Here is a 20,572-nt window from a genome sequence, read left to right as displayed (position 1 = left end):
TATTTCCTTAATAGATTAAAAAGTTTGGTATTTTAGCTAAATTAAGTGATTTTACAAAGTGCAGACTCTTTCAGAGATGAAGCAAATGCTTCACATCTCTCTTAGAAGTATATTTAATTACAAGCCGGTACGTTCCCGCTATCTTTTGCGTATTCAAGTAAAAAGTCTTCTAAATGTCTAGTATTTTTTGAAAAGTTTTTACTTTCAAAATATTTATGAGACTTTTTAGCCTTATCGCTGTTTAAGTGAATCTCTTTAAGTCTTTTTCCATTAGCTCTCGTATAACTCTTCCACTCCATCTTTCTTTTTGTTGCAACATAACTCTGTCCGGCTTTATGGCAACTGACGCAATTTCTTACGAATTCTCTCTGCCCTTTATATATCGCAGCGCTTGCACTTATCGATGTAAAAATAACTACCGAAAGGACGAGCATTAAAAACTTATTCATACGTCAAACCCCTATAATGATTAGCTATGTTACATCACTATTTATTATATTAACCTTATAATAACAGAAAAAGAGATTAAATAATTATAATTGAAACTTTTCATACATTTTATCGCTTAGATCCCACACACCTTTTTGTTTTAGGGCATCTACGACACTCTCTGTGCACTCAACATCATCAGGCCACTCTCTACTAAATCCATCAAGCAGATTCTTATTAGTTGCGTCAATTCCGACCATTAATCCAGAGATAAAAATATCTCTCATGGCATCTATATTGTTTGTAACTCTCCAAATAAGCATATATGGGTTAAATATATCATTTTTTGCTTCATCAACAAATACGACAACTCTTATATGCATACTGAGCGTTATAAGGGCATCAAAATAGTTTTTTGCATTTTCTGTTTTATTTACAGAGATTACTGTTATGGGATTTTTTGTTCTTCTCATAAATTGATGTAAAGCAACAGCGTCAGGAACAATCTCCTTGACTCTGGCGAACAGCTCTTCATCACCTAGTAGCTGAGGCGCTTCCACCTTGTTTGCCAACGTAGCGTCTATTCCGAGTTTTCCGCCTACAAGAGTCTCCGGAGAGGAGTGATCTAGGGCGTCTAAAATTCCCTCTGTTATAAAGAGAGAATTGGGTGAAAATCTGTCAAGTATATATGTTGCAACGGCTTCGTAGTTCTCGAGCGTCGGAGCATTTTCGTCCAAAAATATAGCATGCTTTACAAAACTCATCTGTCCTGCACCCCAAAAAGCGTGCATAAACTGCTTTGCGTGCCCCTTATAGAGCGGTTTCATCTTCGCTAAAATAAGATTATGAAAACCTGCATTCTCGGGCATATGATAATCAAGCAGATCGGGTGCAGTCGTTTTTAGGAGAGGGAAAAATATTTTCCCCGTTGCCCAGCCCATATACTTATCTTCAAGAGGCGGTTTTCCTACAACTGTAGCCAAAAAGACCGGCTCTTTTTTCGTAGTTATCGCGCTGACTTCCATAACGGGATATGACTCTTTAAGCGTATAGTACCCTGTATGGTCACCAAAAGGACCCTCAATTTTCATATCATGAGTATCCACCCAACCCTCAATGACATAATCAACATCTTGGGGAATATATAGAGGTGTTGTGAGTGATTTTACAAGCTTAGCACTCTCTTTTTTTATAAGTCCATACATCAACAGCTCATTTACACCGTATGGAAGAGGAGCTGTTGCACACCATGTGTAGAGCGGATCTCCGCCGATTGCAACAGATACCGGCATCTTTTTGCCCGCTTTTTGATACTGGTCGAAAAAGTGAGACGAATCTTTATGAATCTGCCAATGCATTCCCAAATGATTTTTATCGTACACTTGAAGTCTATACATGCCCAGATTTACCATTTCGCCGTCCAAACTCTGCGTATAGACCTGACCCATAGTAATGAAAGGTCCGCCATCTTGCTCCCATGTAGTGAGAACCGGAAGAGTATAGAGGTCTATATCTTTATCTAAATATTTTACCTGCTGGCATGCGCCGCTGCCTTTTAATTTTTTTGGAAAGATGTTTTTAAGAGCAAAAAGTTCGCTTGCCATTGAGAGTTTATTAAAAAACCCTTCAGGCGGCTTCATATGAAGCAGTTTTGTAATCTCATCTGCAACAGACTCTATACTTCTTCCAAAGAGCAGCTCACAACGTCTGTATGAACCAAAGACATTCATAAAAATGCTCTCTTGAAACTTTTTCCCGCTTTTCTTATCGACTACGTTTGTAAAAAGTAGTGCCTTACCGCCATCTTTCTTCTTAACTTCCGCATAAGCCAAGTGAGGTATTTCAAGATATATATCAAGCTCTTCCTTAATAACTCTTAGTTCTTCATTTTGTCTAAGAAGCTCGATGGTTCTCTTCATTCTATTTGTTTTCCATCATGGCTTCAGCACGTGCAAGCAGCTCTTTAGCACCTTTTGCTATAAACTCTGCCGCCATCTCTCTGCCTACGCTTTGGTAATCTTTTTTAGAAGTTATTTTTGAATCACTAAGCATCTCTGTTCCATCAGGAAGACCCAAAACTGCTCTAATGCTTACGTTTCCATCCTCTAAAACAGATGCATTTACACCGATTGGCACCTGACATCCGCCCTCAAGAACATCAACAAAAGATCTCTCAATAGTTGTCTCTATTCTGCTGTACTCATCTTCAAGTCCGGCAACTATTTTTAAAACCTCCGCATCATTTACCGCTTCAATTCCTAGCGCTCCCTGCCCCATAGATGGAATCATCTCATCTAATGAAATTGGGTAGACATGTTGAACTGCATCAAGTAGTGAGAGTCTGTTTATACCCGCTGCCGCTAAAATAATAGCATCAAACTCTCCATCTTTTAGCTTTCTTATTCTTGTGTCTACATTGCCTCTTAAATCTTTGATGGTTAAATCAGGACGAAGTTTCTCTATCTGCATACGGCGGCGAAGAGAAGATGTTCCAACTACAGCACCCCGTGGAAGCGAATCGATGTTTGCGTACTTTTGGGAAAGAAGTGCATCTCTGCAATCCTCTCTCTCTGTAATTGCTGCCAAAAGAAGCCCATCAGGCATTACAGTCGGAACATCTTTAAGTGAGTGAACAGCAATTTGCGCCTCGCCTCTTAGCATCGCCTCCTCAAGCTCTTTTAAAAACAGACCCTTGCCCCCTATTTTTGAAAGTGCTCTGTCTTGAATCCTGTCTCCAGTCGTCACTATAATATTAAGCTCAACCTCTAAACCGGGATTTTGCTCCTCTAAAATAGCCTTTATATGATTTGACTGCCAAAGTGCGAGCTGTGAACCCCTTGTCGCTATTACCAATTTTTCCATTATTTTGCCTCTTTATATTTCATTTTTGTTTTATCTAGTTTTCCGTCAAAGAAGACCATTGGAGTACCGTTGACCATCATCATATCTGCTATCTCCATATCACTCTTAAAATGAGCCGTAACCTCTTTTGAGAGAAGTTCAAACGGCTTGATGTTTGAGTTCATAGCCTTGTTGAACTCTGCTAAAATCTTCTCATGAGATCTCTCTTTTGGATCTACCTTGACTTTGTAGAGATCAAGGACTACGTTTTTTCTCCCCTTTAACTCAAGCGCAATAGCCGCCTTGACCAACTCAACTGCAGCCGGGTGAAGCGTCTCTAGTGGGAAGTGATAATAATATAGGGCATATTTATTAGGCTCTTTTTTCATATGATTGATTGCTTCGGGAACGTAAGATTTGCAAAACGGACATAGCGGATCTGAGAAAATTGCAACTCTGTATTTTGCATTTGTATTTCCTGAGATCAGGTTCTCTCTTTTGTAATACTCCTCTTTAAAAGGAATAGAGACAAAATCACCCATCTCTTTGGCACTTTTTATATCAAAGAGCTCTTTTGTTATAACCTCTCCATCTGAGAACCAGAGCATCTTTTGAACTACCTGTCGCCCATCTTTTTTTAAAATAGCATCCAACTCGACGATATACGCGCTCCAATTTTCATGTCCTTGGACTCTATTTTTACTCAAAATTCTAACATTCATAGATTTTACGTTTGGATTATTATCAAAACTATTCTCTATAAAAGTCTCTATTTTTTGATTTAAATCTTGCGCGTATGCAAAACTACTTGTTATTAGTATTGTCGCTAATAATTTCAACATCAATGACATCATTATCCTTTTTTAAACTGTTGTATTCTTCTTCTTTTTTACATCTCTCTGATTTTACATTATAACGATTAACAAGCATAGTCGTAAATATACTAAACTGTAGCAAAGCCCCTACTATATCCGTTAAAAAACCGGGAACTATAAGCAAAATCGCTCCAAAAATAGTAAAGAGGTTAAGTCTTTGAAACTGCTCTAAATCAATACAGCTGTATGACACAGCCATAAAATTTTCTCTAAGCGTTGCTTTGAAATTTGCCAATATCATCAAACCTACAGATGCGCTGATGAGTATCTCAAAGAATGTTGCCAATCCGCCGATGGCAGATGATATGTTTACCGAGATAATTACTTCCAAAAAGAGATAAACTATAAAATATATCATTACTTAAGAAGTTCCGTTATTTTTTCATAAACTTCATCCGCGTTTACAGGAGTGTTCTCTTTTGTTTTTCTATCAAATATCTCAACTATGCCGTTCTCAAGCTCTTTTCCTACTATGACGGTGTATGGAAAACCTATAAGCTCTGCATCTTTCATCTTAAAACCGAATCTCTCTTTTCTATCATCTATTGTAACCTCTATGCCTGCGCCCTTTAGTCTGTTGTAAAGCTCTTCGCCAAGAGAGTTTTGAGCATCATCTTTTATGTTTGAGACTAAGATATTTAGCATGTATGGAGCAGTTGATTTTGTCCAGACACACCCCTCTTCATCATGATTTTGCTCAATAACGGCTGCCACAAGTCTGCTTACGCCTATGCCGAATGTTGCCATCTCAAAAGGTTTTGCTCTGCCGTTTTCATCATTAAAGTGTGCTTCTAGAGCCGATGAGTATTTGGTGCCAAGCTGAAAGATATGCCCAACTTCAATCCCCTTTTTGAAATGGAGTTCAGATCCGCAAGAGCAGCGTTTTTCAATACTTAGCTCTTGAATCTCCTCATAAGATTTCGCCTTAAGAGCATCGATCTCCTCTTCGCTCTCATAGATAGTCTCTATATTTGCACCATAGTCACAAGCTTCACATACAACAAGGGTGTCTTCGCCGCTATTTGCCAAAACATGAAACTCTTTGCTGCCCTCTCCGCCGATTGCCCCGCTATCAGCCGCAACTACTCTAAAATCAAGCCCGAGCCTTGTAAAGATTTTTTTATAAGTCGCTTCCATAAGATCGAATTCTCTAATCATATCCTCTACAGATGAGTGAAAAGAGTATCCGTCTTTCATTAAAAATTCACGACCGCGCATAAGCCCGTATCTTGGTCTTGCTTCATCACGAAATTTGGTGTTAATCTGGTAGAGATTCAGAGGAAGGTCTTTGTAGCTAGTAACTCTGTTTTTTACCATCTCAACCATAGCTTCTTCATTTGTGGGACTAAGCACAAACTCACTTGCATGTCTGTCTTTTATACGGAGCATCTCTTTTCCCATAGTTTCAGATCTGCCGCTTCGCTCCCATAGCCCGATTGGCGTTACAAAGCTCAGCTGTACCTCTTGAGACCCTGCAAGGTCCAACTCCTCTTTCACAATTGCTCTGATTTTTTCTAACACAATCTTGCCCAAAGGCATAAAATTATAAAGTCCGGCACCTTGGCTGTTTATAAAACCGCCTCTGAGTAAAAATTTATGGCTTGGCAGTGTTGCATCGGATGGTGCCTCTTTTGTTGTCGGGACAAACGCTCTGCTTCTTCTCAATTATTTTCCTTCTATAATGTTTAAGGCATGCTCACATTTATATTTATCCGGCATATCTTTCTTATCTTTTTGTATTAAAAACTGTAGAGCACTCGTTACCATGTCCGCTTTTGACTCTTCTGAAATACTGCGCATTTTTGAGGTCATTTCATGAAGGAATCTCTTCATCGTCTGCTCGCTCATCTTGGTAATTTGCGCCTCATACTCTTTTGGAACAAACCCTTTTTTTATAACTCTTTGCGTCTCTAATCTTACGGCTTCAAAAGCTTTTTCATATATCTCTTTAATCATAGGCTCAATATTTAAGGTGTTTAACCACTCAAAAAACTCTACGGTACTTCTGCCCACAATGGTGTGAGCCTTTCTTGCGCTATCTTCACGAAGAGACATATTTTCATCTACAATATTCTTCAAATCATCGATTACATAGAGGTTTATTCGCTCGCCTTTATGGTAATTGATGTCACGCGGAAGCGCCATATCAAACCAAAATCTGTCAAAATCACGCGTCTCAATAATCTCATCTGTTATTATAGGTTCTGAGGCTGAAGTCGCGGTAAAAAGAATCTCAAACTCATTTACTGCTTTTGGAAGTTCGCACATATCCAAAGTTTTAGCACCGCACTCCTCTGCCAATTTTTTAGCCTTGCTAGCTGTTCTGTTCATAATATAGACATCGGCACCGCTGGAGATAAGATGTTTAGCTGTAATCTCAGACATCTCTCCGACTCCGATAACTAAAGCTTTTTTACCCTCAACACTCTCTAAAACAGACTTTAGTTTTGCAACTGCTACGCTCGCTATTGAAACCGGTTTTGAAGATATATCGGTTGCATTTCTAACTTTTGCCGCACATTTAAAAGCATGGTGCATTGCACGAGCTAGCTTTTGACCGCAAAAACACTTGTCGTATGAGAATCTAAAAGCATCTTTTAGCTGTCCCGCGATTTGCGTCTCGCCGACAACCATGGAGTCAAGAGATGATGCAACGGAAAATATATGATGAATGGCGCTGCTGTCATCAAATATGCTCGCCCTTCCCTCAAGCTCATCGATTGAGATGCCGGATCTTGCCGTCAGCATCTCAAAAATATGCCGAGTTGCGACTTCTACATCGCTGCAGCTGCAAAATACTTCCATACGATTACACGTAGAGATTAAAATCGACTCGTTTATTGCGGGACTAGCGTTTAACTTAGTCAAACATCCCCTTTTTGCCTGTTCATCTTTGTAAGAGAGTTTCTCTCTAACTTCCATTGTTGAGTTTTTATGTGAAAAACTTATATTTAAATAGTGCATCAATAACTTCTTTTTATCATATTCTGTAAAATATTTATGAGCTGTTCGTCATCTCTCATCGCATTCATCGCCTCGTCTGATAATTTTTGCGCCAACTCAAAAGATTTTTCAATTGCTTTGTGCTCTTGCATCCTCTCTCTGATCCATGCGCTCTCATCTTCGCTTAAAACTTTAGCATGAAGATTTTTTAGCTTCTCTTTCTCGTCGTTATGCATGACTCTGTAAAGATAAATATACGGCAGTGTGCATTTACCTTCTACAAAATCATTCATTGCAGGTTTTCCAAGAGTTGTTTCGTCGCTTGTGATGTCGAGTATGTCGTCTATTATCTGAAAAGAGAGCCCTAGATTTCTTCCATAAAGTGCGTGAGAGATTGGGTCTTTGCCTTCTAAAATGGCAGCCCCTTGAGCTGCAGCTTCAATAAGGGTGGCTGTTTTAAGGTATAGCATCTCAAGATATTTCTCTTCATCATCATTAAAACTCTCAGCCATTTTAACATCCATCATCTCACCCTTGCTTAAGGCGGTAACACTTGAAGCAATTATCTTGGCAATATCTCTATCAAACGAGACCAGCTCACTAAAAGCCTTGGAGTATAAAATATCTCCTAGCATCACGGCATTTTTACTTCCCTCAGTTGCATTCACAGAAGCAGCTCCGCGTCTTAGGGTTGCTTCATCTATTACATCATCATGAAGCAGGCTCGCAGCGTGGATAAGCTCAACAATAGCTGCTAAAAGAGGAGCTCTTTCATTTGTATCGGCTATCTTTAAAATCAATTTTGCGCGGAGTCTTTTACCGCCTGAAAGCGTACTAAAAAGACGTGTTACTTCGTCATACTCTATCTCCCTAATCAATCTTGCTATTTCGCTCTCAACTCTTTGCATCATCCCTCTTTAAGCGTTTTTAAATCTTCAAGCACTATCTGCCCTCTATCATCCGATAAAAATATTTCGAATTTTGCTTCTTGTGACTTTTGATCAAACTCTTTAAATTTTACTAACATGTAAGGCACTTTATAAAAATCGGTGCCTCTTGGCTTTAACTCAACTCTGAAACTTTGGTTTTTATGCCTTGAGTAGAGTACATTTTGAGCAACAACTTTGTCGTATGATCTAAAAACTACCAATCCGCCGTTTTTATAGAGCGTCCATCTAAATTTAAAAACTTTCTCTCTGTTGTCATATTTTACAAGAATTTTCTTTTGCTCATCTTTTTTCAGTGACATTTCTCTGCTTTGTACAAAATTATTGGCAAATATGAAACTAAAACTAAGTAGCAAGAGAGTAAATAGCCGTAAAATAATTTTCAACTATTCGCTCTTTGTTAAAATTGCACCCATCATTTCGATATACAGATTTTTTGCAAAATCATCAACTTCATCTCTTCTAGAAAGAGTGTAAGCGCGAATCTCTTTTTCTACCTCATCGCCGTCATCACTAAATTTATCGCCGCATCGCTCTCTCATCATCATCTCCATGGCAGCAGCCCTGTCGATAAATTTTTCAATCTCATATCTTACTACATCGTTGTTTGCATTGAAAATAACATCCATTAGTTTGCTCTTAGGCGAGCCGGTTAGTAGATCATCTTCATCATCAAAAAGTCCATACATTTTATACCCTATAGTTATATATTTGCACGATTATAACATCACAAAAACAATATATACTTGAAAATTAACCATTAAGGCTTTATTTTCTATAATGCCGAAATGAAAATATATGACTTCTTAATAATCGGAGCCGGAAGTGCTGGATGCAACATGGCTTATTTTTTGCACAAAGAGAACAAAAGCGTTGCATTCATAGACAGAGAGGCGATTGCGGGAGGTGCAAGCGGTGCTGCAGGGGCATTTTTGTCTCCTCTACCCGGCAAGACAAATCCTTACAACTCTCTAGTCAATGATGCACTTGAATACTGTTTGGATTTTTATCAAAATCTGTTGCCAAGTGCAGTGGATAAAAAGGGTGTTCTTAGGGTTGCAAACGGTAATTTCGATAAAGACAAACTCTCCCAAAACAGCATGACATGTGAGCATTATGACACTAAAAAACTACATGAGATATCAAAAGAGTTTATGGATATCGAGGGTTACTTTTATGAAAACGCGGCAGTTATAGAGCCTGTGCAAATCTGTCATGAGTTAACCAAAGGGTGTGATTTTTACAAAAAAGATATAAAAGAGCTCTGTTTTGAAGATGGCATCTACACTCTAGAGGATATAAAAGCCAAAAATATCATCTTGGCTCAGGGGGTAAGCAACTCTTTGGTAAAGATTCCCTATATGCAGATATCGCCGATCTTTGGACTTAGAATCGATGTAAAAACAACGACTAAAGTCCCATTTAATATCCATAAATCAATCTCCGTCTCAACAAACAAACAAGACGGTACTCTCTCCATTGGAGCTACGCAGGAGAGACATGATAGTGCTAAAATGGAGTGTCTCACAACCTGTGATAAGTGCGCTTTTTATGAAGATAGCGATGAGATGCAGACCCAGACTCTTTTAAAACAGGCAAAGGAGCTTATAAAACTTGAGGATTTAGAGGTTGTAAAAACATACAAAGGTGCCAGAGCAACCATAAAAAGCTACTTTCCGGTAATCGGCAAAGTGGTTGATTATGAAAATAGTCTCAAAAAACACCCTTGTATCAAAAACGGAACAAAAATCCCGCCCGAGATGTTAGAGTACTATCCAAATATGTATGTTATAAATGCATTGGGTTCAAGAGGTTTTGTTTACGGTCCTTATCTGGCAAAAATCCTGACTCAAAATATCCTGCACGGTGAGCCGATACCCAAAGAGATATCAACCCAAAAGCTTTTTTACAAAATGGCTAGAAAGAGCTAAACTAGAGAACTATCTGCGTTCCGACACCTGCGGATGTAAAAAGTTCCAAAAGAAGAGAGTGCTCTACTCTTCCATCAATGATGTGAGCTTTAAGCACACCGCCCTCCACTGCTTCAAGACATGCATCCACTTTTGGGACCATGCCGCCGTGGATTGTTCCATCTGCCTTAAGAATCTCTACTTCATCCTTGTTTAGAGTGCTTAAAAGCTCTTTGTCTTTGTTGAGCACTCCAGCGGTATCGGTTAAAAATATTATCTTATTCGCACCTATGGCTTTGGCAACATAGGATGCGCATAAATCCGCGTTGATGTTAAAACCGGGGTGCCCCATCTCTCCGCCGTCTGCTATTGGAGCAATTACAGGGATAAACTTTTCTGCAATGAGGTTTGTGATGACATCGGCATCTACGTTTGTTATATTGCCGGTGAGTCCCCATTTAGCAAAATCTTTTGCGCGAGCGCTTATAAACTTCGCATCTTTTCCGCTGATTCCAATCGCTTTTGCCCCGTGAGAGTTCAGAAGCGAGACTATCTCTTTGTTTATCTCTCCGCTTAACACCATCTCGACGATGCGCATTACCTCTTTTGAAGTTACACGCTGACCGTCTATAAATTTAGGAGCGATACTAAGCGCATCCAGCATCTCATTTATCTGTCTGCCGCCGCCATGAACGATAACGGGCTTAATACCGACTAGATACATAAGCAGAACATCTTGCGCAAATCTCTCTTTGAGCTGCGGAGACTCTTGTGCCGAACCGCCATATTTTATAACCACTATCTCTTTGTTAAACTCTTTTATAAACGGCAAGGCCTCAAGAAGCGTCTGAACTGTTTCAATCTTTTTTTGCACTATTTCGTCCCCTATAATTATCTACTGTTTTAAAAATATTTTCATCAACTTCCACATGCATATCCAGCAGTGAAAGCTTTAAATCAAACTGCTCTAATTTTACAAAATCTTTATATGTTACCAAAATCGACTCAGCTTTGTCTCTTTGAAGAATATCAAAAACTTCACCTTTTGTAAATGAGTGATGATCTTCAAAGTAGTTTTTACTAACAACCTCAGGCAGATAGCTATCAAGCCTCTCAGGTCTTGCTATGGCAGTTATAAGCGACATTTTATCACTTTTATTTTTAAGTTCAACCACTCTTTTAAAATCTCTTCCCTCTTTTACGACAAGAGCCTCTTTTTGACTCCAAAGTCGCTCTCTAAATGGACCAGAGGGCAGACATGATGAGTTTTTACTCTCTACATCTATAACAATATCAAGCTTTTTTATCTCATGTTTTGAGTAGGCATCATCTAAAAAAACAATCTTAGCACCCATCTCCTTAGCCTTTAGTATCCCTTTTTTTCTATCTTCGCTTACTATAACGATTGCTCTTGGGATTTTGTGTGCATATATCATCGCTTCATCACCGCTTGCGGCTACGTCGCATAAAATCTCACTGCCACTGCTTACCACTACAAGACCGCTGCTCTCACGCCCATAACCCCTTAAAACCACTGCCGCATCTTCATATCTTGACGCAAGAGCAGTTACTAAAGGGGTTTTGCCGCTTCCGCCGACACTTAGGTTTCCGACGCTGATAACATCTACGCCCAAATCTTCGCTTTTTTTGCTTTTAAAGCGTAAAAACATACAAAAACAGTAAATAAAACTAAAAGGAAGAAGTAAAAGAGAGAGAACTTTTTGAGTGGAGTTTGGGTTGTAGAAATACTCTTCAACCCAAAAGATTAGCTTTTTTTTCAATTTTTTGCTTTTTAAACTCTTGTCGATGCTACTACTTTTATCTTCTCAATAACGTACTGCACCTCTTTATCTTGCATACTTGCATAAATTGGAAGCGACATAACCTGCTGATATGTTTTGAGTGCAACCGGAAAATTATTTACCTTAAGCGAGTACTTATTTTTGTAGTAGGTCAAAAAATGAAGAGGGATATAGTGAAGTCCGACCTCAACACCATGTTTTTTAAGCTCAAGCGCAAAAGAGTCTCTGTTTTTATCTACCTTAATGATATATAAAGAGTAAGGATGGTCATCTCTTTGAGGTTTTGGAATCATAACATGCTCTACTTCTCCAAAAGCCTTATTGTACATCTGAGCTATCTCTTGAACTCTCTGTAGATTCTTGTCCTGCTCTTTTATCTGCGCTCTAATATACGCAGCACTTAATTGACTCATAGTGTAGTCAAATCCGATATCAACCACATCGTAGATATACTCTAGAGAGTCCTTATCTCTTTTCATGGCATGTGAGCGAAGCAGTTTTGCGCGCTCTATAATCTTTGCAGAATTTGAAACAAGCATACCGCCGTTGCAAATATCTTTTTTTAGATGAGCAGAGAAGTTAAAACAAGAGATGTCAGCTCCTGTTGAACCAACTTTATCGCCTTTGTAGGTTACTCCCAGTGCTTCAGAAGCATCTTCTACGATTTTTACATCATACCTCTTTGCCATCGCATAAAGTCTGTCTAAATCAACACACTGCCCCGCTACGTGCGTAACAATAACGGCTTTTAGTTTTTTTGCGCTGTTCTCTTCTAAATATGCCTCTAGCTTATCCAGATTTATATTATAGCTCTCAAAATCAATGTCTATAAAAATAGGCTCGGCATCAAAATGACGCACAACTTCCGGAACGTTAGGGTGCGCATTTACGGAACAGACTACTTTGTCCCCTCTTTTTAAGTCAATTGCAAGCATTGCCAAATGAAGAGCCGAAGTCCCATGTGATGTTGCCAAAGCATAATCAACACCTATGTACGAAGCAAATTCACCCTCAAGCTCTTCAACTTGGTCTATATCTTCTCCATCTAGCACGTCACTTACGTTTGAGTGTGCTTCTCTGCTACTCTCATATCTATAAAATGCAATTTTCATTCTCTGTTCCTTCATAGTGTTATATCTCTTGGATAGTTAAAATCATGGTTTATTGTTCTGGATGTCAACTTGGCAATAAGAGGCATTTTCCTCTTAAACTGGTTACGAAAAATACGCTCTACAATCATATCTAGCATACTCTCGTTACAACCCTTTTGCACAATCTCTTCTTTGCTCAGTCTATCTTCAACATAATATTTTAGCGCTTCATCAAGGTCGGCGTAGCTATAGCCCAAATCAGCCTCATCGCTCTGCCCAGCCCACAAATCTGCAGATGGTGCTTTTTGTATAATGCTTTTACTTACACCCAAATACTCCGCAAGCTCATATATCTCACTCTTGTAAAGATCGCCTATAGGATTTAGCGCGCTGGCCAAATCACCGTAAATAGTTCCGTAGCCAAGCATTAACTCACTCTTATTGCTAGTTCCCAAAACCAAAGCTTTTTGCTTTGCAGAAATATCAAAAAGAGTGCTCATCCTAAGTCTTGCCGAGAGGTTTCCGCGTCGCAGATTATCCATATCGGGGTTCAGCTCTTCATAGGCTCTCAGCATCGGCTCAATAGATGCGGTTACGGCATTTAATTTAAAATCACGACAAAGTTCATCCGCATCATCTAAAGAGCTTTGCGACGAGTAGTGAGAAGGCATTTTTACACATAAGAGGTTCTCTTTAAATACCTTTTGGGCAAGCACGGCAACAACAGCTGAATCAATGCCTCCGCTGAGTCCTAAAACGACGTTTTGAATGCCTGTTTTACGAACTTCATCATCCAAAAAATATTGTAGATACTCTGTTATAAGCTCATACTTTCCCATCATCAGCCTTTAAAGCAGTTTAACAAAAAATATTATATCGAATTTTAGTTACCAATGTTATACTTTCATAAAAAAAGGAGTCAAAATGACTCCTCTTGCCCTTATGGGCAAAGCTTTAGTGCCTGAATATAATTTGGACGAGTTCAAATTATATGAGATTAATTAGTAGGAGTATACATATGAAAATAAAAGTAAAAGCTATGGGAGAGTACCAAACGAATTGCTATATAGTAACCGTTGAGGAGATGGATTTTATAATTGATCCGGGTATTGGCGCTACCGAGTGGGTTATGCAAAATGTTACAAACCCTGTTGCCATCTTAAACACGCATGGACATTTCGACCATGTCTGGAGCAATGCAGAGCTGCAAGAGAGATTAAAAGTTCCACTCTACACCCCAAAAGAGGATGTAATGCTTCTTTTGGGAAGTTCATGGAGTCCTGATCTGCCGCCTTCAAAACCTGACGTAGAAGTAGAACCAAATCAGGAGTTTGATTTTAACGGGGTAAAAGTAAAGTTTCGCCATTTTCCAGGACATACACCGGGGTGCTCCACAATAGAGATAAATGATGCGATGTTTAGCGGTGATTTTATATTTGAACGCTCCATAGGACGAACAGATTTTCCATACTCCTCGCCGCAACAGATGAGGGAGTCTCTAGAAGAGTTTAAAAAAATCTCCTACGACAAAACGATATACCCGGGACATGGAAACACGACAACAATCAAGCAAGAGCAGCAATACAGCGACTACTGGATAGCAAATCTTTAATAGATTTGTTATTCGTGGTCGTCGTTGTCACCCTCCTCTTCCGTCAGTTTTAGCTTTAGTACGTGTCTATCCGTCACAACGGTCTTAAATTCACCGTCAAAAACTTTAATATCCAAAACATTGCCGATAACATGCACGTTTCTTTTTCTACCCTCCTTATGACGCACTTTAGCCGTAAAATTTATTATATCGCCAAATTTTACAGGAGACAAAAACTGACAGTTGCTTGCGACTAAAACAACATTTCTTTCATTAACGGCAGCCATAGCGGCATAATCTGCCGCGCCAAAAACAAACCCTCCATGGATTAAGCCCTTTGAGTCGGCAATCATATCATGGGTGGTTACAAGTTTTAATTCAACATACCCGATGTCCATCTTCTCTATCTCTCCGCAGAGATCATGATTGACCTCTTCATGTGTTTTTAGCAGTACATCATCTTTAGCTCTATAATCTTCTACTTCGAGCTCTTCATTATCGTCAAAATCTCTATCTTCTCTCTCGCTCATTTGCTGTCCTTAGTTAGTTTTACATATACCCTTGCAGGAGCAGGATACCCCTCTACAGTCTTTGTGCTCTCATCTTTATCTAAAAAATCTTCCAGCGACTGCCCCTCTATCCATGAGGTCTTTCTCTGTTCATCGCTGTTTGTTACGGTTTTTTCCAAGACTTCAAATCCGCTAAATCCAGCTCTTGTGCACCAGTTTTTTAGAGCTTTTACAGTCGGTACAAAATAGATATTTGGTATCTTAGAGTATGAGGACTCGGGACACAGACACATCTCATCATCTCCCTCAATATAAAAAGTGTCAAGTATCACTTCGCCTTGTTTATCAAGCCCTCTGTAGAGAGATTTTAACATAGCAACCGGATCACTCCTGTGATAAAGAACCCCTAAACAAAAGATAGTATCAAATTTCTCTTCATAAAACTCTAAATGCTCTACGCCCAAAAGCTCATAAACAATGCTACCCTTAACAAAGTGATTTATAAAATCAAACTGCGTCTTATAGAGCGGCGAAGGATCAAAGCCTACAAGAAGTTTCGGTGCATCCTCCTGCATCCTAAAAAGATAGTATCCATTATTGCACCCTATATCGGCAACTCTTCTATCTTTTAAATTAAAATGTTTGCGCAGTAAGTTATACTTGATGTTGCTTCTCCACTCGGAATCAATATATGTGTCAAATATTTCAAACGGTCCCTTTCTCCAAGGCATCATCATGCGTGCCACTCTCTGTATCTCAGGTAGGTCTGGGTAATTGCCGCTTATTTTTACCGCATCGCCGAGAGTTACCTCCCATGAACCATCCTCTAAACCATCTAGAGCTTCACGAAGCGGCGCTATATTTTTCCACTTCATCCACTTTTGTCGCTCTTCTCTTAGTGCATCTATATTCATCTTATACTTTATCTTAAAAAAATTTAATTATAATTGTATCAAAAGATAGCTATAAGGAGTTTGATGAGATTGGAAAAGAAAGCTACGGTTGTCTCAACAAGTGTGGCGGCGGTGCTTGTACTTATGAAGATGACTGTTGGTATATTTAGTGGTTCTATTGCTGTTTTAGCCTCGGCGATTGATTCGCTTCTTGACTTAACGGTATCTCTTTTTAACTATTTTGCTCTCAATAGTTCAGAGAAAGACCCCGATGATAAATTTCATTTCGGACGCAGCAAAATCGAACCTCTTGCCGCTGTCATAGAGGGGTTTATAATCTCTTTTTCTGCACTTTTCATTCTCTATGAAGCGATATCAAAAATTGTAAACTACAAGCCAATGGAGTATATAGGAACAAGTATTGCCGTTATGGTTGCCTCTTTTGTAATCACTGCATTTTTAGTCGCTTTTTTAAACCATGTCGCTAAAAAAACAAAAAATATGGTCATAAGAGCAGATGCACTTCACTACAAAACAGACCTCTTCTCAAACGGTGCCATCTTGCTTGCGCTTGGACTTATCTCAATTACGGGAGAGCATCTTATAGACCCTGTTTTAGGTATAGGTATTGCCTTTTATATGATCTACTCTGCGGTTCCGATTATAAAAGAGGGGATGTTTATGCTCCTGGATGCTGCTCTCTCACCCGAAGATTTAACAAAAATTGAAATGGTTTTAGATACCCAAAACGATATTAACGGCTACCATGACCTCAAAACCAGAGAGTCAGGTTCTCACATGTTTATCTCTGTTCATGTGGTCTTTAATGTTAGCATATCGCTCTATGATGCGCATCTTATATCAGATAGACTTGAAGCAAAATTTCGCGCACTTTTTGAAGATAAACATGTGCATGTACTTATCCACATGGACCCATACGATGATTCAGAGATGAATGTTACCGAGGATGTCTATTAGATAGACCTCCTCTTTATATCTTATTTTGCAAACTCTACAGCTCTGTTCTCTCTGATGACATTTACTTTTATCTCGCCCGGATATTGAACCTTCTGCTCTATCTCCTTGGCTATCTCTTTTGCCATTAAAACAGATTCGTCGTCATTGACTAAAGAGGCATTAACAATTACTCTCACCTCTCGTCCTGCATTGATTGCATAAGCCTGTTTTACACCCGTATGCTCTGAGGCTATCTCCTCTATCTCGGTAACTCTTTTTAAGAAGCTCTCAAGCACCTCGCGTCTGGCACCAGGTCTTGCAGCCGAGAGCGCATCTGCCGCACAAACTGCGCCACACTCTATAGAGTTTATCTCTTCTTGCCCGTGGTGCGCATAAATAGCATTTATAACTACGCTATGCTCGTTATAGCGATTGCAAATAGCCGCACCCAAGTCGACATGGTTTCCGTTGTTCTCGTGTGTAAGAGCTTTGCCTATGTCATGCAGAAGCCCTGCTCTTTTTGCAAGCTTCACGTCTCCGCCCATCTCAGCCGTCATTATTCCTGCAAGATGTGCAACTTCAAGCGTATGCGCAAGTGCATTTTGTCCGTAACTTGCACGATAACGAAGCTTTCCGATAAGTTTTATAAGCTCAGGATGCATTACGCCGATATCCAAATCAGCCAATATCTCCTCGCCCTCGCTTAAAACCTCAGACTCAAATTCATCGCACACTTTGGCGTAAATCTCTTCAATACGAGCAGGCTGAATACGCCCATCCTCTATGAGAAGCTCTATAGTTTTTGTAGCAATAGCACGTCTATATAGATTAAAACTGCTGAGCATAATCGCATTTGGGGTATCATCGATAATAATATCAACTCCCAAAAGAGTTTCTAGGGTTTTAATATTTCTGCCCTCTTTGCCTATGATGCGCCCTTTTAGCTCATCGTCGGAGAGATGGACAATATTTGTAAGCCTCTCTGCGGCAAATTCGCCCGCATATCTACTTGTAGCCTGAGCCAAAATGTAGTTTGCTCTCTTTTTAGCCTCGGTTTTTGCCTCATTTTCATAACGTCTTACAATATGCGCTATATCTGCTCGCGACTTCTCTTCAACTTTTTCAAGCAAAACGGCTTTTGCCTCATCTTTTGTCATTCCTGCACAGTGTTCTATAGCATTTAGCGCCTCGTCTATCTTCTGTTCGTATCTCTTTTTTAGTGAGCCTAGGGATTTTTCATTTCTTTTTAAATCAACTTGTCTTGCTTTTAAGAGAGATACTTCATCTTGAAGTCTTCTCTCTTCATTTTGTTTATAGCGTTTAAAACTCTGCTCTTTTCTAACAATCTCATCTTCTCTTTGTGCAAGATCAGCTTTGGCTCTCTCTTTTGCATTTTCATACAACTTTGTAGCCTCTAGCTCTATCTCTTGAGATTTTATATTTGCTTTATAAAGAAGCAACTGCGCTTCATTTTCTATCGCACTTGCTTGAGCTTTTGCTTTTTCGACATATATATCAAAATTAGCACTCGTTATTTTTTTAGAAATGAAAAAACCTAAAAGTCCACTAACAGAAGCGATTGAGCCTCCAATTAGTATCTCGTTTAGCATTTTGATTCCTCTTTATAGCTATATTTTTATTTTGCACATTAATATTTGGCGTAATAATTACATCACATGTAATGTCGTATGCATCACAAATGAACTCTTTTGTGTAACAAAATTCTGATTGTATAAAAATCGTGTACGGTCTCTTTTTTAACTTTTCAAAGAAACGATCATACATCCCTTTTCCAAAACCAACTCTTTGTAAATTTCCGTCTACGCCAACAATGGGCACTATAGCTACATCAACTTTTTTAATATCTCTTAAACTTTTTCCCGCTTCATAAATACCAAATTTTTTCTTTTTCAGCGGTAACCTAAATGGTACCATCTTAAAACTTTCGCCTTCCATAAATGGAACAAAAATATCACATTTTTTTCTCAACTTTTGAATTGATTTAAAAGTATTTGCCTCAAAAGGGAGTGAAGTATAAAAAAGTATTCTTTTGTTTTTAAATCTTTTAAGTTCCCTAAGGAGCTTAGCATCTATTTTGGCATTTTTGTAAAATTGATTATGCAGCGGACTGCTTTTAATTTTTTGTAGACAATTTCGTCTAAAAATTGCTTTTGTAAGAGGCATATAAAATCTTTATGGCTATAATTTCGCTCATTTTACTAAAAACAAGGTAAGCAAATGTTTAAAAAAAATATTTTAGTTCTTTCGGTTATATCGGCAATACTTTTTCAAGGCTGTTCAAGCAACGAAGATAAAAAAAGCAGTGCAAATGAGATGATTGCCGCAAAAGAGTATGTCTTAACAGGGCTTGATAAAAAACAGTATATCGTTAAAAAAGAGGGCAAAGGATTTAAGCTAGAGGGTGCAGATGGCAAAATAGTTATTTTTGATATATTTGCCACATGGTGCCCTCCATGTCGCTCAGCCGCTTCTCATCTAAGCTCACTTCAAGAGAAATACAAAGATAGTTTAGTCATTATAGGCATAACTGTTGAGGATAAGATTGAGGATGCAAAACTTCTAGATTTTGCAACTACTTACGGCGCAAAATATCTTCTTGTCAACTCAGACCAGAATCGCCGCCTTGTAAACGAACTAGTACTAGAGCTAGAGCTTGGAGAGAGATTTCCTATTCCAACTATGGCAATGTACAAAGATGCAAAGCTTATAAACTACTATGTCGGCGCTACAGAGGAGGAGTTTATTGACAGCGACCTCAGAAATGCTTTGGGTAAATAGATGTTTGGTTTTATAAAAAAATCTCTCTCAAAAACTGCAGAAGCATTAAAATCGGTAGTTCCAAAAAAGAAAGTATCATTTACAAAAGATGAGATTGAAGATATTTTACTCGAAGCCGACGTCGAGTACGCTCTTGTAGAGATAATACTTCGCGAAATATACCAAGAGAAAGTAACGCGTGATATTTTACGCTCAAAGCTGCTTTCCACCCTCGCCTACACATCATACGAAGAACCAAAGTTCACTTCTCCATTTGTTGAGTTGATTGTCGGAGTAAACGGTGCAGGAAAAACAACTACAATCTCTAAACTGGCAGCTCGCTACAAGAGTGAGGGCAAAAAAGTCATTCTTGGAGCGGGAGATACTTTTAGAGCAGCAGCCATAGAGCAGCTAACCCTTTGGGCAAAAAAACTCGACATCCCCATCATCGCTTCCAAGCAGGGGCACGACAGCTCTGCAGTTGCTTATGACACCATAGACTCTGCAAAATCAAGAGGATTTGACAACGTCATTATAGACACTGCAGGAAGACTTCATACGCAGACAAATCTTGCAAACGAGCTCAAAAAAATAGCTAAAATTTGCGATAAGGCGCATAGCGGCGCACCGCACAGAACTGTTCTTGTCATTGACGGCACGCAGGGCAACTCCGCAATCGCTCAGGCAAAAGCCTTTAACGAGATGGTAGGGATTGACGGCATTATCATCACAAAGCTTGATGGAACGGCAAAAGGGGGAAGCATCTTCAGCATTGCTTACGCACTTGAACTTCCTATTCTTTACGTTGGAACAGGCGAGCAACCCGAAAACTTAACACCATTTGACAAGTATGAGTTTGTCGATGGATTGCTTGATGCCATTTTTATCGAAGATGAGAGTTAGTCTTACGTTCTAAACGTCTCCAACTTCGCATGTAGCTCATCAGTCATAGCATTTAGATGCTCTGCGGCAGCCGCAATCTCTTCAACATTTCTTGCGTTTTTAG

General features: G+C 39.1%; 23 protein-coding genes. 5 read left to right on the top strand and 18 right to left on the bottom strand.

Annotated features, from left to right (window positions below; genetic code table 11):
- Nucleotides 1–113: 113 nt before the first annotated feature.
- From IBX42_RS02540 to IBX42_RS02495, 10 genes are all read right to left on the bottom strand, one after another.
- The gene (locus tag IBX42_RS02540; protein ID WP_294928327.1) at nucleotides 114–449 is read right to left on the bottom strand and encodes a cytochrome C; all 336 of its coding nucleotides are present in this window, start codon (nucleotides 447–449) and stop codon (nucleotides 114–116) included.
- Between the two features lie 84 nt (nucleotides 450–533).
- A complete protein-coding gene (locus IBX42_RS02535) occupies nucleotides 534–2,348 on the bottom strand; it encodes a menaquinone biosynthesis decarboxylase (protein WP_294928324.1) in 1,815 nt (604 codons plus the stop codon).
- Nucleotide 2,349: 1 nt separating this feature from the next.
- Entirely contained in the window at nucleotides 2,350–3,291 is a 942-nt protein-coding gene (hemC, locus tag IBX42_RS02530) for a hydroxymethylbilane synthase (protein WP_294928321.1), read from the bottom strand.
- Nucleotides 3,291–4,112 (bottom strand): thioredoxin domain-containing protein, encoded by an 822-nt coding sequence (locus IBX42_RS02525; RefSeq protein ID WP_294928318.1) that lies wholly within the window; start codon nucleotides 4,110–4,112, stop codon nucleotides 3,291–3,293. The genes hemC and IBX42_RS02525 overlap by 1 nt, the downstream gene beginning before the upstream one ends.
- Entirely contained in the window at nucleotides 4,075–4,503 is a 429-nt protein-coding gene (locus IBX42_RS02520; RefSeq protein ID WP_294928315.1) for an FxsA family protein, read from the bottom strand. Before IBX42_RS02520 ends, IBX42_RS02525 begins: the two co-directional genes overlap by 38 nt.
- Nucleotides 4,503–5,810: a proline--tRNA ligase gene (proS, locus tag IBX42_RS02515; protein WP_294928312.1), complete on the bottom strand. Its 1,308-nt coding sequence runs from the start codon at nucleotides 5,808–5,810 to the stop codon at nucleotides 4,503–4,505. Before proS ends, IBX42_RS02520 begins: the two co-directional genes overlap by 1 nt.
- A complete protein-coding gene (gene hemA, locus IBX42_RS02510; RefSeq protein WP_294928309.1) occupies nucleotides 5,811–7,109 on the bottom strand; it encodes a glutamyl-tRNA reductase in 1,299 nt (432 codons plus the stop codon).
- Nucleotides 7,109–7,996 (bottom strand): polyprenyl synthetase family protein, encoded by an 888-nt coding sequence (locus IBX42_RS02505; protein ID WP_294928307.1) that lies wholly within the window; start codon nucleotides 7,994–7,996, stop codon nucleotides 7,109–7,111. Before IBX42_RS02505 ends, hemA begins: the two co-directional genes overlap by 1 nt.
- Nucleotides 7,996–8,337, bottom strand: a complete 342-nt coding sequence (locus tag IBX42_RS02500) for a hypothetical protein (protein WP_294928304.1) — start codon at nucleotides 8,335–8,337, stop codon at nucleotides 7,996–7,998. The genes IBX42_RS02505 and IBX42_RS02500 overlap by 1 nt, the downstream gene beginning before the upstream one ends.
- An 84-nt stretch (nucleotides 8,338–8,421) precedes the next feature.
- Nucleotides 8,422–8,724 (bottom strand): DUF2018 family protein, encoded by a 303-nt coding sequence (locus tag IBX42_RS02495; protein ID WP_294928302.1) that lies wholly within the window; start codon nucleotides 8,722–8,724, stop codon nucleotides 8,422–8,424.
- A gap of 99 nt (nucleotides 8,725–8,823) precedes the next feature.
- Between IBX42_RS02495 and IBX42_RS02490 the strand changes: the two genes are divergently transcribed.
- Nucleotides 8,824–9,966: an FAD-dependent oxidoreductase gene (locus IBX42_RS02490; RefSeq protein WP_294928299.1), complete on the top strand. Its 1,143-nt coding sequence runs from the start codon at nucleotides 8,824–8,826 to the stop codon at nucleotides 9,964–9,966.
- A 1-nt stretch (nucleotide 9,967) separates the two neighbouring features.
- On the opposite strand, the gene argB is transcribed toward IBX42_RS02490, so the two are convergent.
- Genes argB through IBX42_RS02470 form a run of 4 tightly spaced genes read right to left on the bottom strand, consistent with a single transcriptional unit; the run spans nucleotide 9,968 to nucleotide 13,677 of the window.
- Nucleotides 9,968–10,819 carry an acetylglutamate kinase gene (gene argB, locus IBX42_RS02485; protein ID WP_294928297.1) on the bottom strand — a complete coding sequence of 284 codons (852 nt, stop codon included), beginning with the start codon at nucleotides 10,817–10,819 and terminating at the stop codon, nucleotides 9,968–9,970.
- Nucleotides 10,803–11,726 carry a tetraacyldisaccharide 4'-kinase gene (locus tag IBX42_RS02480; RefSeq protein ID WP_294928294.1) on the bottom strand — a complete coding sequence of 308 codons (924 nt, stop codon included), beginning with the start codon at nucleotides 11,724–11,726 and terminating at the stop codon, nucleotides 10,803–10,805. The genes argB and IBX42_RS02480 overlap by 17 nt, the downstream gene beginning before the upstream one ends.
- Before the next feature lie 11 nt (nucleotides 11,727–11,737).
- The gene (locus IBX42_RS02475) at nucleotides 11,738–12,859 is read right to left on the bottom strand and encodes a DegT/DnrJ/EryC1/StrS family aminotransferase (protein ID WP_294928291.1); all 1,122 of its coding nucleotides are present in this window, start codon (nucleotides 12,857–12,859) and stop codon (nucleotides 11,738–11,740) included.
- Nucleotides 12,860–12,870: 11 nt separating this feature from the next.
- A complete protein-coding gene (locus IBX42_RS02470) occupies nucleotides 12,871–13,677 on the bottom strand; it encodes an NAD+ synthase (RefSeq protein WP_294928416.1) in 807 nt (268 codons plus the stop codon).
- 179 nt (nucleotides 13,678–13,856) lie between these two features.
- Here IBX42_RS02470 and IBX42_RS02465 point away from each other — a divergent pair, with 179 nt between their 5' ends.
- Entirely contained in the window at nucleotides 13,857–14,450 is a 594-nt protein-coding gene (locus IBX42_RS02465; protein ID WP_294928288.1) for an MBL fold metallo-hydrolase, read from the top strand.
- Between the two features lie 8 nt (nucleotides 14,451–14,458).
- Here IBX42_RS02465 and IBX42_RS02460 read toward each other — a convergent pair whose 3' ends face one another.
- Together IBX42_RS02460 and cmoB are read right to left on the bottom strand one after the other, a co-directional pair.
- Nucleotides 14,459–14,959 (bottom strand): hotdog domain-containing protein, encoded by a 501-nt coding sequence (locus tag IBX42_RS02460; RefSeq protein ID WP_294928285.1) that lies wholly within the window; start codon nucleotides 14,957–14,959, stop codon nucleotides 14,459–14,461.
- Nucleotides 14,956–15,852 (bottom strand): tRNA 5-methoxyuridine(34)/uridine 5-oxyacetic acid(34) synthase CmoB, encoded by an 897-nt coding sequence (cmoB, locus tag IBX42_RS02455; protein WP_294928282.1) that lies wholly within the window; start codon nucleotides 15,850–15,852, stop codon nucleotides 14,956–14,958. Before cmoB ends, IBX42_RS02460 begins: the two co-directional genes overlap by 4 nt.
- Nucleotides 15,853–15,915: 63 nt before the next feature.
- Here cmoB and IBX42_RS02450 point away from each other — a divergent pair, with 63 nt between their 5' ends.
- Complete coding sequence (locus tag IBX42_RS02450; RefSeq protein ID WP_294928280.1) at nucleotides 15,916–16,809, top strand: cation diffusion facilitator family transporter; 894 nt, start codon at nucleotides 15,916–15,918, stop codon at nucleotides 16,807–16,809.
- A 20-nt stretch (nucleotides 16,810–16,829) separates the two neighbouring features.
- Here the strand turns inward: IBX42_RS02450 and rny are convergent, their stop codons facing one another.
- On the bottom strand, nucleotides 16,830–18,398 hold the full coding sequence (gene rny / locus IBX42_RS02445; RefSeq protein ID WP_294928278.1) for a ribonuclease Y: 1,569 nt from the start codon (nucleotides 18,396–18,398) through the stop codon (nucleotides 16,830–16,832).
- Nucleotides 18,355–18,972: a 5-formyltetrahydrofolate cyclo-ligase gene (locus IBX42_RS02440; protein WP_294928276.1), complete on the bottom strand. Its 618-nt coding sequence runs from the start codon at nucleotides 18,970–18,972 to the stop codon at nucleotides 18,355–18,357. Before IBX42_RS02440 ends, rny begins: the two co-directional genes overlap by 44 nt.
- Nucleotides 18,973–19,026: 54 nt before the next feature.
- Here IBX42_RS02440 and IBX42_RS02435 point away from each other — a divergent pair, with 54 nt between their 5' ends.
- Both IBX42_RS02435 and ftsY read left to right on the top strand, forming a co-directional pair.
- Nucleotides 19,027–19,587 carry a TlpA disulfide reductase family protein gene (locus IBX42_RS02435; protein ID WP_294928272.1) on the top strand — a complete coding sequence of 187 codons (561 nt, stop codon included), beginning with the start codon at nucleotides 19,027–19,029 and terminating at the stop codon, nucleotides 19,585–19,587.
- Nucleotides 19,588–20,469: a signal recognition particle-docking protein FtsY gene (gene ftsY / locus IBX42_RS02430; protein ID WP_294928269.1), complete on the top strand. Its 882-nt coding sequence runs from the start codon at nucleotides 19,588–19,590 to the stop codon at nucleotides 20,467–20,469.
- Nucleotides 20,470–20,572: the final 103 nt, after the last annotated feature.

Origin of the sequence: Sulfurimonas sp., assembly GCF_014859695.1 — a bacterium.
In the GTDB taxonomy this organism is placed as follows: Bacteria; Campylobacterota; Campylobacteria; order Campylobacterales; family Sulfurimonadaceae; genus Sulfurimonas.
This window is presented reverse-complemented; position numbering and strand designations above follow the sequence as displayed.